Source organism: Roseateles sp. AC306, from assembly GCF_979253795.1.
Genome location: NZ_CEEDEB010000001.1, coordinates 407,459 through 421,455, shown reverse-complemented (window position 1 = coordinate 421,455; position 13,997 = coordinate 407,459). Strand labels below are relative to the sequence as shown.

General features: G+C 70.2%; 9 protein-coding genes. 2 read left to right on the top strand and 7 right to left on the bottom strand.

Annotation, left to right across the window (positions count from 1 at the left end; translation table 11 throughout):
• Window positions 1-33: 33 nt before the first annotated feature.
• Together AC0IZJ_RS01640 and AC0IZJ_RS01635 are read left to right on the top strand one after the other, a co-directional pair.
• On the top strand, window positions 34-1,851 hold the full coding sequence (locus tag AC0IZJ_RS01640; RefSeq protein ID WP_471845978.1) for an aminopeptidase P family protein: 1,818 nt from the start codon (window positions 34-36) through the stop codon (window positions 1,849-1,851).
• Entirely contained in the window at window positions 1,848-2,768 is a 921-nt protein-coding gene (locus AC0IZJ_RS01635; protein WP_471845976.1) for a DUF3616 domain-containing protein, read from the top strand. Before AC0IZJ_RS01640 ends, AC0IZJ_RS01635 begins: the two co-directional genes overlap by 4 nt.
• Here AC0IZJ_RS01635 and AC0IZJ_RS01630 read toward each other — a convergent pair.
• The 7 genes from AC0IZJ_RS01630 to AC0IZJ_RS01600 all read right to left on the bottom strand — a co-directional run bounded on the left by AC0IZJ_RS01630 (window position 2,758) and on the right by AC0IZJ_RS01600 (window position 13,982).
• Window positions 2,758-3,948 carry an MFS transporter gene (locus AC0IZJ_RS01630; protein ID WP_471845974.1) on the bottom strand — a complete coding sequence of 397 codons (1,191 nt, stop codon included), beginning with the start codon at window positions 3,946-3,948 and terminating at the stop codon, window positions 2,758-2,760. The two genes, AC0IZJ_RS01635 and AC0IZJ_RS01630, sit on opposite strands and share 11 nt — an antisense overlap.
• 156 nt (window positions 3,949-4,104) lie before the next feature.
• The gene (locus AC0IZJ_RS01625) at window positions 4,105-5,826 is read right to left on the bottom strand and encodes a hypothetical protein (protein ID WP_471845972.1); all 1,722 of its coding nucleotides are present in this window, start codon (window positions 5,824-5,826) and stop codon (window positions 4,105-4,107) included.
• A 26-nt stretch (window positions 5,827-5,852) separates the two neighbouring features.
• The gene (locus AC0IZJ_RS01620) at window positions 5,853-6,659 is read right to left on the bottom strand and encodes an efflux RND transporter periplasmic adaptor subunit (protein WP_471845970.1); all 807 of its coding nucleotides are present in this window, start codon (window positions 6,657-6,659) and stop codon (window positions 5,853-5,855) included.
• Window positions 6,660-6,670: 11 nt separating this feature from the next.
• The gene (locus tag AC0IZJ_RS01615; protein WP_471845968.1) at window positions 6,671-8,659 is read right to left on the bottom strand and encodes a preprotein translocase subunit SecA; all 1,989 of its coding nucleotides are present in this window, start codon (window positions 8,657-8,659) and stop codon (window positions 6,671-6,673) included.
• Window positions 8,660-9,329: 670 nt separating this feature from the next.
• The gene (locus AC0IZJ_RS01610) at window positions 9,330-11,513 is read right to left on the bottom strand and encodes a PqqD family peptide modification chaperone (RefSeq protein ID WP_471845966.1); all 2,184 of its coding nucleotides are present in this window, start codon (window positions 11,511-11,513) and stop codon (window positions 9,330-9,332) included.
• Window positions 11,501-13,339 (bottom strand): hypothetical protein, encoded by a 1,839-nt coding sequence (locus AC0IZJ_RS01605; RefSeq protein ID WP_471845964.1) that lies wholly within the window; start codon window positions 13,337-13,339, stop codon window positions 11,501-11,503. Before AC0IZJ_RS01605 ends, AC0IZJ_RS01610 begins: the two co-directional genes overlap by 13 nt.
• 67 nt (window positions 13,340-13,406) lie before the next feature.
• On the bottom strand, window positions 13,407-13,982 hold the full coding sequence (locus AC0IZJ_RS01600) for a PEP-CTERM sorting domain-containing protein (protein WP_471845962.1): 576 nt from the start codon (window positions 13,980-13,982) through the stop codon (window positions 13,407-13,409).
• Between the last annotated feature and the right edge of the window lie 15 nt (window positions 13,983-13,997).

Sequence of the window (13,997 nt, the reverse complement as noted above, 5' to 3'; positions counted from 1 at the left end):
TCCCTTCACCGCTTCCTAAAAGGTCCGACACCCATGGACACCCGCACCTCCGAAACCCGCCTGCGCATCGAGCGCCTGCGTGACGCCCTGATCGCCCACGACGTTCACGCCGTGCTCGTGCCGAGCAGCGACCCGCATCTCTCCGAGTACCTGCCTGGCCGCTGGCAGGGCCGCGAGTGGCTGTCGGGCTTCACCGGCTCCATGGGCAGCCTTGTGGTCACGCGTGACCGCGCCGCGCTGTTCGCCGACAGCCGCTACTGGGACCAGGCGGAGGCGCAGCTGGCCGGCAGCGGTATCGAGCTGCAGAAGACGACCTCGGGCGCGTCCACGCAATACATCGACTGGATCGCCCAGGACCTGCAAACCGGCCAGGTGTTGGCCGTGGACGGCCAGGTGCTGGGCCTGGCGCTGGCCAATGCGCTGCGCGCCGGGCTGGGCCGCAAGGGCATCACGCTGCGCACCGACACCGACCTGCTGAGCCAAGCCTGGGACGACCGCCCCACTCTGCCGCTGGAGCCCGTCTACGAACACCTGCCGCCGCAAGCCACCGTCAGCCGCGCCGACAAGCTGGCGCGCGTGCGCGCGGCGATGGCGAGCGTGAGCGCCACGCACCATCTGGTGTCCACCGTTGACGACGTGGCCTGGCTGCTCAACCTGCGCGGCAGCGACGTGGAGTGCAACCCCGTCTTCATCGCCCATCTGCTGCTGGACACGAGCGGTGGCCGCCTCTTCATCGGCAGTGGCAAGGTGCCCGCCGACGTGGCCGCGCGATTGAGCGCCGATGGCATCCAGCTCGCCGCCTACGACCAGGCCGCAGCCGCACTCGCCGCGTTGCCGGCCGACGCGACGCTGCTGATCGACCCACGCCGCGTGACGCTGGGCCTGCGCGAAGCCGTTGGGACTTCTGTGAAGGTCGTCGAACAGATCAACCCCAGCACGGTGCTGAAGAGCCGCAAGACGCCGGCCGAGGCGGTGTTCATCCGCGAGGCCATGGCCGAGGACGGCGCAGCGATGTGCGAGTTCTATGCGGAATTCGAGGCCTCGCTGGCCCGCGGCGAGCGCTGGAGCGAGCTGGACGTGGACACGCGCCTCTCCGCCCAGCGCAGGAAGCGCAAGGGCTTCGTGGGCCTGAGCTTCTCGACGATCGCCGGCTGGATGGCCAACGGCGCCCAGCCCCACTACCACGCCACACCCGAGTCCTTCGCGCAGATAGCCGGCAACGGCCTGCTGCTGATCGACTCCGGCGGCCAGTACCTGGGCGGCACGACGGACATCACGCGCGTCTGGCCCATCGGCACCGTCAACGCGGCGCAGAAGCGCGACTACACGCTGGTGCTCAAGGGCACGCTGGCGTTGTCGCGCACCCGCTTCCCGCGCGGCACGCTGAGCCCCATGCTGGACGCCATCGCCCGCGCCCCGCTGTGGGAGCACGGCCTGGACTACGGCCACGGCACGGGCCACGGCGTGGGCTACTTCATGAACGTGCACGAAGGCCCGCAGAGCATCAGCAAGGCCATCCCCGAGCCGACCATGGCCATGGAGCCCGGCATGATCACCTCCATCGAACCGGGCCTTTACCGGCCGGGGCTGTGGGGCGTGCGCATCGAGAACCTGGTGATGAACGTTGCCGTCGACACGCCGGAGAACAACGCCTTCGGCGAGATGCTGGAGTTCGAGACGCTGACGCTGTGCCCGATCGACACGCGCTGCATCGACAAGTCGCTGCTGCGTGCTGACGAGATCGCCTGGCTGAACGGCTACCACGCCACCGTGCGCAAGCGCCTGCAGCCGCTGGTGAGCGGGCCGGCGCTGGCCTGGCTGCTGGAACGCACCGAGCCGCTGGCCGCATGAAGACGCTGGCCGCACTGCTGCTGATCTTGGCCAGTGCGGCGAGTGCCCAGACGCGCTATGAAGGCCTGTGCGATGCCTCGGCCGCCGTTGCGCTGGATGAGCATCACTTCGTCGTGGCGGACGACGAGCACAACAAGCTCAGCGTCTACCAGCGCGGCCAGGCCAAGCGGGTCGGCCAGATCGACTTGAAGTTCCTGAACGCCGACAAGGAGTCCGACCTCGAGGGCGCGGCCCAGGTCGGCAAGCGCATCTACTGGATCGCCTCGCACGCGCGCAACAGCGCCGGCGAGCCGCGCCCGGACCGGCAGCGCTTCTTTGCGACGGAGATTGCCGGCACGACGGTCGAGCCCGTCGGCAAGCCCTACACCGCGCTGCTGGCCGACCTGCTCGCCACGCCATCTTTGGCGCCGCTCAAGCTCGCCGAAGCCGCCGGGCGCGCCGCCGAGGCCGATGGCGGCCTCAACATCGAGGGCCTGGCCGCCGCAGCGGACGGGAGCCTGCTGATCGGCCTGCGCAACCCCATCCCGCAAGGCAAGGCCATCGTCGTGCCGCTGCTGAACCCGGCCGAGCTGATCGACGGCAAGGGCCCCGCGCGTTTCGGCGCAGCCATCCGGCTTGACCTGGGCGGGCGCGGCGTGCGTTCCATCGAGCGCGTTGGCATTGCCTATCTGATCGCCGCCGGCCCGCCGGCCGACACGGGCACGTTTGCCGTCTACCGCTGGAGCGGCAAGGCGGCCGACGCGCCCACGCCCGTCAAGCTGGACCTGGGCACGCTGCGCCCCGAGGCGCTGCTCGCGTGGCCGGACGGCCAAGTCATGCTGCTCAGCGACGACGGCGGCGTGATGGTCGGCAAGAAAGCCTGCAAGGACGCGGCCAAGGGCAAGCGCTCCTTCCGGGCGCTGGACATCAGGCCTTAGCCACGACCGGATAGCGCCACACCAGCGCCGCACTTGCCAGCAACTGCACCAACACGCCGCAGAACAGCGGCACGGCGCTGCCCTCGCCACCCAGGAAAGGCGCAACCAGCTGCGTGCCCAGCGCACCGGCCGCCAGCAGCGCCAGCACCAGCAGCGCCGTGGCTCGGCCCATCTGCGCGGGCGGCACAGCCAGCGCGTCGACGAAGGTGGCCGGCCCACGGATGGCCAGCGAGCCGCAGAAGCACATCCAGTAAGCCACCACCGCCGCATACGGCAGCTGGCCCAGCGCCGCGCCGCCCAAGGCCAGCGCGCAGGCCAGCACCTGCACCGTGCTGCCCAGGCGAACCACTCTTGCATGACCCAGCCTCTTGGCAAGCCGGCCAGACTGCGACGCACCCAGCATGAAACTGCCCACGCCCAGCACCTGCAGCAGCGCGAACGCCGACGTGCCCAGGCCCAGCTTGTGCTGCAGCAGCTGGGGTGCGCTGGACAGGAAGGTCAGCAGAGCGCCGATGCACAGCGCATGCGACAGCGCCAGCCGCAGGTAGTTGCGGTTGCGCAGGATGGCCGCATAGCCCGCGTCATGCGCCAGGTTGAGCCCGGGCAGCTGGCGCGGCGCGATCTTGACCACCCAGGGCAGCACCAGCAACGACAGCGCGGCCAGTACCCAGAACGTGCCGCGCCAGTCCGTGACCGTGAGCAGCAACGCGCCGAGCACGGGGCCGGCGGCCGGCACGATGGCCTCGACCATGGAGATGGCGGCAATGCCGCGCACCACGTCCGCATCGCCGAGGGTGGCGCGCACGACGGTGGGGGCCACGACGGTGGCCGCTGCCGCCGCCACGCCTTGCAGCAGGCGCATCAGCAGCAGCGTCTCGATGTTGGGCGCCAGCGCACAGCCAAGACTGGTGAGCGCCAGCAGCCCCAGGCCCCACTCCATGCAGCGGCGCGGGCCCAGGCGATTCAGCAGCTCACCCCACAGCAGCTGCGCGCCGGCCAGGCCGGCGAGGTAAACGGCCACGGTCGCCTGGGCCAGCGAGATGCTGATGCCCATGCCGGTCTGCAGCGCCGGCACGGCGGGCAAATAAAGGTCCATCGCGGCCATGCTGACGCCGGTGACGAAGGCCAGCGGCAGGATGGTGCGTATGGACGCGGAAGCTGAGACGGAAGACGAATGCACGGACGACAACCCTTTTCACAAAGGGCGCCCTGGTTCTGTCGTCTCTGCCGAGCGTGGCGGAGGCCCTCATCAGGCTCTCCGTCGCAGCACCCCCCGGCAGGACGGCATCGCGGAACCGGATGTCCGTCGCGACGCGAGGCGGATTCTAGAAGCCTGTCAGAGTGCGGTCTTGAGCGCGGCGTCCGCCGCGGCAAAGCTGGTGGCCAGCTGCGCCTGAACGCTCGCCAGTTCGGCAGCCGGCCTGCCCTGGGCCTGCAGCGACCGCAGCAGGCCGCGCAGCGCCCAGCCGCTGGTGGGGCGCTCGGCCAGGTCGGCGCGAAAGCTCTGCTCGGCCTGCGCCCAGCGCGCGGCCTTGAGCTGCATGTCGCCCAGCGCCAGCCGCGACCCGGCGGCCAGCATTGGCGGCTCGGCACGGTCTACCAGCTTGCCGGCTTCCAGGCCTTGGGCCTGCAGCTGCAGTGCCGCCTCCACGCGCCCTTCGGCGATTGCGATCTCGGCACCGAGCCGGGCCTTGGCGACCTGGGCCATGGCGCGCGCCGACTTGCCCATGTCGCCGCTGCCGGGGCGGGCGCCGATGAGCTTGTCCGCCGCCGCTGACAGCAGCGCCAGCGCCTGCTGCGCCTCGGCCAGGCGGCCGGTGCGCACCCAGGCCACGCCGCGCGCCTGCTGGCCCAACACGGTCGCCACGCCGCGGTCGCCGGTGGGCAGGGGCTCGGCCAGCACGGCGCTCCAGAGTTCCAGACGCATCAGCGTCAGCACCGGGCGGCTGCGGATGTACTCGCCGAACTCGCTGTTGGCGTTGGCGGCGCGCTGGGCATTGCTGCGTGCGGTGGCGAGCGCCACATCGCCACGGCCCTGCATGAGCGCCGCAAACCACAGATAGGCGCCGTTGTGGCCGCGCCAGTCCCTGCCCTTGGAGAAGCCCTGGCGGGCCAGCTCAGCCTCGCGGGCATCGTCCAGCGCCAATGCGCGTTCGTTGACCGCAGCGGCATCGGCATAACGCCCCAACAAACCGAAGGTGTGCGAGGGCATGTGCACCAGGTGCGGTGACTGCGGCGCCAGGCTGCCCAGCCGCTCCGCCGCCCCGACCGCACGGCCGGCCTGCGTGGGCGTGTCGACCGAATGGATCAGGTAGTGGTTCACGCCGGTGTGCTGCGGGTGCCGATCCGCAGCCGCTTCAAGCCGCGTGGCCAGAGCGCCGATGCGGCCATTGGCCACGCCGGTGTCGTCGTTCCACCAGTCGCCACGCGTGGCGACCATCTCGGCCTCGGCGTACAGGGACAGCAGGTCGGGGTCGTCCGGCGTTCCGTCGGCAAGCGCGTGCAGGCGGTCGGCGTAGGCCACGTCCAGCGGGTCGGCCCGCTTGGCGCCGCCCTTCTGGCCGCAGACCGGCGCTGTCAGCACAGCCACTTCTGCACGCTGGCTCGCGTGTGCGTAGCGCAAGGCCATCGCGTCGATCAGCTCACGCTCACGCGGGTCGGCGTTGGCGCGCAGACGCACGGCCAGGTCGACATAGCGCTTGGCTTCGGTCAGGTCGCCCCGGTCCGGCGAGTTGATGATGGGGCCGAGCTGCCAGGCCACGCCCCAGGCGCAGAGCGCGCAGTCCGGGTCGGCGGCCAGCGCGGCCTTGAAGCTGCGCACGGCCTCGTTCTCGTTGAAGGCATAGGCCTGCGCCATGCCCTGCGCGAACAGGCGGCGAGCGTCGTCGGAACGGGTGGTCGGCGCTAGGGCGACGGTGCCATAACCGTCCAGTCGAGGAGCACGGGCGCTGCGGTCCACCTGCAGGGGCAGCCCAGAGCAGGACGCAAGCGCGCACAGCAGGATGACGCTGAGTCGCCAGGACGGGTGACGCAGGCGGCCGGGAGAGGACTGAAGCATGGCGAGCTCCGCGAGAAAGAAGAACCTCAGAGGAAGCGCACCTTGCAGCGCACGCCGGCCGGGATGTCGCCGTTGGGGTTGGGCAGTTCCAGCCGCACGCCGAAGCTGCCGCTGGCCGAATCCATCACACGGTCGACGACCTTGATCTGCGCCTGCCAGCTGCCCTTGAGCGGCGACTCGGGCGTGATCTCCGCGCTGCGGCCGGCCTTGATCTGACCCAGCACCGACACCGGCAGCACGACCTCGACGCGCAGCGGGTTCGTCTGCGCCATCTTGAGGATGGGCCGCGAGCCCTCGCCGGTGAAGGCCAGCTCGCCGGGGTTCTGCAGGCGTTCGGTGACGATGCCGCTGAAGGGCGCGCGCAGCGAGCGCTGCTTGACGACCGCGTTAAGCCGCTGCGCCTCGATGCCGGCCAGGCGGCGGTTGTCCACGGCCAGGGCCAGCTCTGCCTCGGCGACGCGCAGCTCGGCCTGCGCTTCGTCGCGATCCTGGGCGGTGATGAAGTGCTGCTCGCGCAAGTCCTCGCGGCGGCGGAACTTCTCGCGGGCGTAATCGGCGCGGGCCCGGGCGACGCGCAGCTCTGATTCGGAGTCGGCCCGCTGCTGGGCGCCGGCCAGCGCCTCGCGCTCGACGCTGCCGTCCAGCAGCACCAGCGTGTCACCCGCCTTCACCTGACTGCCGCGCTCGACCAGGATCTTGTCGATGAGGGCGTTGGTCGGGCTGCGGATCTCGATGCGCTGGTTGGGTTCGATGAGGCAGTCATGGCCTGCCGGTGCAGCCGGCGCGAGCTTGGAGGGCTGGGCCAGCACGGCGGCCGGCAGCAGGAGCAACAACGAGGCGATTCTCATATCTGGTTTCCGGCAAATCCAAGCAGGTTGTCGAGCTGGCGGTCGGCCTTGAGCGTGCGGCGGCGCATCGCCGCGTGCAGCCGCCCGGCGTGGCCTTGCGCGGCGCGGCGCAGCAGCTCCAGCGCCCAGCGCGGCAACTCGTCGCGGCCGTCGAACACGCGGCCCAGCAGGGCTTGCAGTGTCGGGGCATGCGCAGTGAATATCTCGTCGTCCAGCGCGACGATGGCCAGCGCCACACCGGGGTCGCCCTGGCGCGCGCCGCGGCCGACCAGCTGCCGGTCGATGCGGGCGGAGTCGTGGAACTCGGTGAGCAGCACGGCCAGGCCGCCCCGGCTCTTCACGGCGTCGTCGAGATGGATGTCGGTGCCGCGCCCGGCCATGTTGGTGGCCACCGTCACGGCACCGGGCTCCCCGGCCGTGGAGACGATGTCGGCCTCCTCTTTGTCCTGTCGTGCATTCAGCACGCGGTGGACCTGGCGGGGGCCGAGTTCCTCGGACAGAGCGACCGAGGCGCGCACCGAGCGCGTGCCGACGAGCACGGGCCGACCGGCGCCGAGTTCGTTCGCGACCGCCTCATGCACCGCCGTCCACTTGGCCGCCTGCGTGCGCAGCAGGCGCGGTGGCAGCGTGACGCGCTGGTCGGGCCTGTGCGTGGGCAGGCGCACGACGTCCAGCCGGTAGACCTGGTTCAGCTCCGGCGCAACCTCGGCGGCCGTGCCGGTCATGCCGGCCAGGCGCAGGTAGCGGCAGAAGAAGCGCTGGAAGGTGATGCGCGCCAGCGTGCGCGCCGGCTCCGTCAGCTCCAGCCCTTCCTTGGCTTCCATCATCTGGTGCAGGCCGCCCTCCCAGCTGCGGCCTTCGAGCACGCGGCCGGTGTACTCGTCGACGATCTGCACGGTGCCGTTGATGACGACGTAATGCTGGTCGCGGTGGAAGAGATGGAGCGCCCGCAGCGCCTGGCCGACGAGGTGCTCTCGGCCCCGTGCCACGCCCCAGATGCCGCCCAGGCCTTCCGTAGCCTCGCGCACGGCGGGCAGGCCGGCGGCCTCGAAGTGCAGGCTGTGGCGGGCGGCGTCGATGCCGAAGTGCTCGCCGAGCTTGAGAGTTGCCGCGATCTTCAGCGCCTGCTGGTAGTCGGTCGCGTCAGGCGGCTTGCCCTGCTTCTCGGACAGGATCAGTGGCGTGCGGGCCTCGTCGATGAGGATGGAGTCGGCCTCGTCGACGATGGCGAAGTGCAGGCCGCGCAGCAGCAGTGGCTGCGGTAGCTGACCGTGCAACAGGCGAGCCTGCATCTGCGCCGGGCTGACGCGGCCACCGGCGGCCACGCGGTCGCGCAGGTAGTCGAAGACGAGACTTTGGTTGGTGCAGTAGGTGATGGGCCGCTGGTAGGCGATGCGCTTGGCCTCGTGCTCCAGCGTGGCCCAGACGACGCCGGCCGTCATGCCGAAGAAGTTGAACAACGGCTGCATCAGCTCGCAGTCGCGGCGGGCGAGGTAGTCGTTGACCGTGACGACGTGGGTGGGCAGGCCGGCGGCACCGGCGATGGCTGCGGCCAGTCCTGCCGTGAGCGTCTTTCCTTCGCCGGTCTGCATCTCGGCCAGGCGGCCTTCGAGGAGGACGGCGGCGCCCATGAGTTGGGTGTCGAAGGGGCGTTTGTTCAGCGCTCGGCGCGCGCCTTCGCGGACGAGGGCCATGACTTCGGCGAGGCCTGACGCTTTGCCGGCCTGGACGGCTGACGGAGCCGCCGCGAAGAGACGTCTGCGGAGCTCTTGGTCGGTTTGGTTCTGGATCCCGGCTTCAAGGTCTGCTGCCGCCTTGGCCATGGCGCGCAGCGTCGGGACGGCGGGGACGAGGTGGCGCTTGAGGCGCCAGATGACGCTGCGGGCAAGGCGATCATGGACGGGTTCGTCGATGTCGCGGCGCTCGGGGAAGATGCCGTGGGCGAGGGATTCGCCGATGTCGAGAGGAAGCGTGGCGGCGGTCATGGGCGCCGCCTTTGGAAGTCAGTGAGACACGCCTCGGTACTCCTGTGCCTTGCCGAATGTGGTGCCGGGTGCCGCGCCCGGCGGCGCGGTAACTTTCTTCTGCGGGGCCAGAAGAAAGTCACCAAAGAAGAGGCACTGAACCGCACACCATCGCGACGCGGCCAAGAGCGGCGCGCGAAAACAACCAGCAGCGATGACGCCCACACGCGACCCGCTGCGCTCTCGCTGCTGTCCTTTTGACGACCGTCACTCATCGCACCACCTGCCCGCGTAACGCGCGGCTGCACGCCGGGCTCACCAGAAATGCGAAGAGCGTCGCTCGGGCGACGCGATCCAGGCGCAGCATCGCTCTGGCGTCGCCCCAGCGACGCGGCATTCAAGGTATTCCCTGGTGAGTTCGGCGTGCAGCCGACGTTAAGCGGGCTGAAGCGGGCGCCATGGCGCTCGTCATAAGGACAGCAGCGAGAGCGCAGCGGTTCGCGTGTACCCACAACGACACCGGCTGTTTTGGCGCGCCGCAATTGGCGTCGCCGCGATGGTGTGCGGTTCAGGGCCTCTTCTTTGGTGACTTTCTTCTGGCCCCGCAGAAGAAAGTTACCGCGCCGCCGGGCGCGGCACCCGGCACCACATTCGGCAAAGCGCAGGAGTACCGAGGCGTGTCTCGTTCTTCTCATAGCTGAAAGTGCGACAAGAACAACCGCCGCAGCCCATCCCAAACCCTCGCCGCCACCGGCTCCGACTCATGCTCCAGCCTCACCAAGACACGAGCCCCGATCTGCCGATACGGCATGTCCTGCCCCAGCTGCAGCTCATGCTCGAACAGCGTCTGCAAGGCCTGCAACCCTTTTGGATCATGCGGGTCCAGAGGAATGTCGCCGCCCGCTGCCGTCCCCAACGCCGGGCTCGGCAAGTCCCGCGCCGCCGCCGGCACGCTACGTCTCAACACCGCCTCATAGCTCTGCCCCGGCTGCTGCGGCACCCGCACCTCGAAGCCCCTCACCGCCGCGCTCTGCCACTGCGGCAGCACCAGGCGCACGCGCGCCGGGCCGGCCGTGTCGACATGGCCCAGCACCTCGCCACGCTTGAAGAAGCGTCCGGCCAGGTCGTCCGGCCGGGTCAGCAGCAGCACGCCGGCCACTTCCGAGCGCACGACGAGCTTGGCGGCTTCATCCTCCAGCACGGCGAGCGCTGCCTGTTCGCGCTTGACCTCCTCGGCGAGCAGCGCCGCCCGCGCGGGCGCCATGCCGATGATGCCGAAGGCGGCGTCGTGCCGCGCCTGCGCCAGCTCCAGCCGGCCGCGCTGCTCGCCGATGCGGGCGTCCAGCATCGGGTCGACGAGTTCGGCCACGGGCTGACCTTCCAGCACCACCGTGCCCGGCCGCAACAGCAGCTTGGAGAAGAAGCCGCCGCCGCGCGCGCGCAGCACCGCGTTGTCGCTGGGCCAGACCACACCCGTGGCGACCGAGTGATGCGGCATCGGCACGACGAAGAGCAGCAGCACGATGGCCGCGCCCGTGGCCCACAACACACGGCGCACGCGGCCCGACTGCGGCTCCAGTGCGGGGTCGCCGGCCAGCCGCTTCAAGCCCCGAGCCCACGGCAGGATGACACTGGCGAACAGGCCCCAGGCGGCGATCAGCACGCCGATGAAGAAGTAGCGGCTCGCGATGAAGATCGCGATGCTGAACATGACGAAGAGTCGGTAAGCCAGCGCCAGCGGCGCGTAGACGAGGAACCAGCGGCGCTCGCCGGGCGTGCTCGGCGGCGGCTCGGCCTGGTGCTGGCCGAAGAGGTGATAGCGCAGCAGCCAGCCCCAGTAGTCGGTGGAGCGCTGGCCGAGGTTGGGGCTCTCGATGGCGTCCGCGAAGATGTAGTAGCCGTCGTAGCGCAGCAGCGGATTGGCGTTGAACATCAACGTCGTCATGCTCGCCAGCACGATGACGTTGAAGGCCAGCGAGCGCGCAAAACCGGGCTCCAGCGCCAGCCACAGGAAGAAGGCGATGGCCGCGATGAACAGCTCGGTCAGCATGCCCGCCGCGCCCACCAGCATGCGTGGCCAGCGGCTCTCAAAGGCGCTGGAGCTGCTGGCGTCCACATAGGGCACCGGGAAGAACACGAGGAGCATGACGCCCATCTCATGCACCTCGCCGCCAAACCGCTTGGCGGCCAGGCCGTGGCCGATCTCGTGCGCGGCCTTCAGCAGCGGGAAGAGGATCGCCAGCAGCACCAGGTTGTCGACCGCCAGCAGGCGCTCGTTGATGTTGCCGGTCAGCTCGCGCCAGTGGCTGGGCGCCAGCAGCAGCGCCGGCAGCACGACGGCCAGCCACAACGCGACGCCCACCCAGCCCTTGAGCGGGCCAGCCTTGGCGATGACGCGGCCGAGCCAGGCGTCCGGGTCCACCAGCGGGAAGCGCAGCGACACCGGGTTGGCGAAGCGCTGCATCAGCTTGCTGCGGCGCTGCTTGCCGCCGCGCTCGAAGAGTTCGGCCACGTCGGGCGTCACGTCGCACTGGATCAAGTCGGCCGCGTAGAGCTGGCCGAACAGCTGCACCAGCTCGTCCTGGCTGGGCGTGTGCTCGTCCATCGCGGCCGAGAGCCGCTCCCACACCTGCTGCAAGGAGCGCTCGCCGTCCAGCAGGCCGATGACTCGGTAGCTGCTGGGATTGAAGCGGTGGTATTTGCCGGAGACGCGGTCCTCGACGACGTACCAGATCTCCCCACGGTAGACGTGGCGGTGGATGCGCACATGGCCGCGCAGCCGCGGCTTGAGCGTCGCGACGCGGTACCAGTTGGCGGAGAAGAGCGCGTCGCCTAACGGACGATCCGGGCTCTTGTCTGGCGTCACGGCGTCCATTGCCACAGCGCCAGCTTGACCCAGTCGGTGAAGCGGTGCGTCCACACCCACAACAGGCTGCGCTCGCCGACGACGACCTTGGCCACACCTTCCATGTTGGGCTTGAGCTTGACGCCCTCCTGGCCCACCAGCTCGGCTTCGGCACGGAAGTAGTTGCGGCCTTCCTCGACGACCGACACCGGCGTGACCGACTTCAGCTTGAAATGCCAGCGCTGGCCCGGCGCGCCGGTCAGCACCAACTCGCCGCCCTGCCCTGGCTCAACGCGGGCGATGTCGCGCTCGTCGATCTTCAGCATGACGCGCCAGCTCGCCAGCGGCGCCAGCTCGAACAGCGTCTTGCCCATCTCAAGCGGCGCGCCCAACTGCTGAGACAGGTCGCCCTTGACGACGATGGCGTCGAACGGCGCCGCGAGCTCGACGCGGGCGAGCTTGGACAGCGTCAGGTCCAGCTGCGCGCGCGCCTGGTTGGCCTGGGCAGCCGACAGGCGCTGGTTGACCCGGTCGGACTGCGCCATCGCCTCGCGCTCCTTGCGCTGGGCCATCTCGAGCTCGGTCTCCCAGCGCACCTTCTCGAGCTGCAGCTCGCGGTCGTCCATGCGCGCGAGCACCTGGCCGGCTTTCACGGTGTCGCCAGCGCGGGCCGGGGCATCCCGCAGGAAGCCGTCAAAGGGCACGACGGCCGAGCGCTGCACCGAGCCCTCGACGATGGCCGGCGAGGACACGCGGTGGTCTACCGGCACGACAGCCGCGATCAGCAGCAGCAGGGCCAGCACGCCCGCGCCGAGCTTGAGCCCGGGATGGGACGCATCGGTCAGCCGCGCGGCGGTGTGGCGCAGGCTGCGGCGGGTGTGGTGGGCCAGGCTTTCGTCGCGCGCATGCTTGTGTTCCAGCACGGGTGCCAGCACGCCGGCCAGCAGCGCCATGCCCTTGAGCTCGGCCGGCTGGAAGACGGTGTTGCGCTCAAAGAGCAGCACGGCGAAGGGCGGCGCGGCGCCGATGGCCAACGGCTGGGAAGCAAGCGCCAGGCTGCCGGAGTCGGTTGCGTAGCGCGAATGGGCCATGCGCAAGGCGCGGGCGTCGGAGGCTTCGTCCTCGGGCCAGACGACGGCGCTACGCTGGTCGAAGGCCTCGGTCATGGCCGCCCGGGCCAGGGCCGTCAGGTTGGCGCGCTCGTCGAACCAGGCGGAGTGCGACACGGCGGCCGTCTTCAGCTTGGGGCCGTCGGCCAGCGCCAGCTGCACCTGATGGCAACCGAAGCGTGCGGCCAGCTTGTTGACGAGGGTGAGGCCGGCCTGGCGAAAGTCGGGCTCGGCCAGGGCCGCAAGCGAGACCTCGAACAGGAAGGCCGATTCATCGAGCCGCTGGCGGGCCTGACCCAATTCGCGCTGCGCGAACAGGTCGGCCATCCAGCCGGCGCCCCAGTGCGTGAGACGAGCCGCGAGCCGCGCCGCCTCGGGGCTGGGGTCCAGCAACTCCAGCACGACAGCGCCATGCAGCGCGTTGCCGGCGGCCAGCGGGTAGGCCAGCTGCACCGGGTGGCCGGCGTGCTGGCGACGCACGCCCTGGCGGGTACCCAGGCACTCGCGGGCGATGTCGGCAAGGCGTTGCAGCTCGGTGCCCTCGGGCCAGGCGGCGGCGGGCACATAGGCGCCGCCGGCGTCCTGCAGCAGAAGCAGGCCCACCTGCACGTCGGGCACCAGGCTGCACAGCACTGCCAGCCAGGCGCGGCACAGGGCCTCGGCAGAGCTGGCCTCGGCGAGAGACGCCCAGGCCGCATCGGTGCCGAGGGCGGAATTGGAAGCGGGGAGATCGTGGCGGGCGTTCATGGACGATCAGCCGACGAGCGGCGCGGTAACCGACTCGCCCGGTTGGGACGCGCCGCCTCGGCCAGGCTCAACGGGCGCGGCGGCGAGCCACGCTGCCAACAACACCCAGGCCGGCGAGCAGCAAGGCCAGCGATGCGGGTTCCGGCACGGCGGAGACGTTGACCATCCCGCTGCCGGTGATGCCGATGGGCGTGTCGCCGTTGACGTCGCTCAGGTCGAAGGTGTAGTTCACCGTATGGCTGCCGGCACCAAGCAACTGGAACGACATGCCGACGGTGTAGTTGCCGGCGGGCAACGTCATCGACTGCACCAGGATGGCGGAGGCCCCGAATTGGCCAGCCGCCGCGTTGTAGGTGATCTCGGAGAGCGGCGCGGGCTCAAACAGCGCGGCGAATGTGGGCCAAGACATGCCCAGCGCCGTGGACGCCGACGGGTTCAGCGCCAGGCCTGCGCTGGGCCAGTCGATGGTCAGCGTCAGCGCCGACAGGTCAAAGGCGGTGGGCACGCTGAAGGTCAGGCTTAGCACGGCGTTGCCGCCCAGCGTGCCGCCAACGGACGGCGCATTGATCACCTCGGCGCGGGCCGGCAGTGAAAACGCAAGGGCGGCGGCCGCTGCAAGCGCGGCAAGGCGAAAAGCTGTCATGTTGTTCTCCTGAAA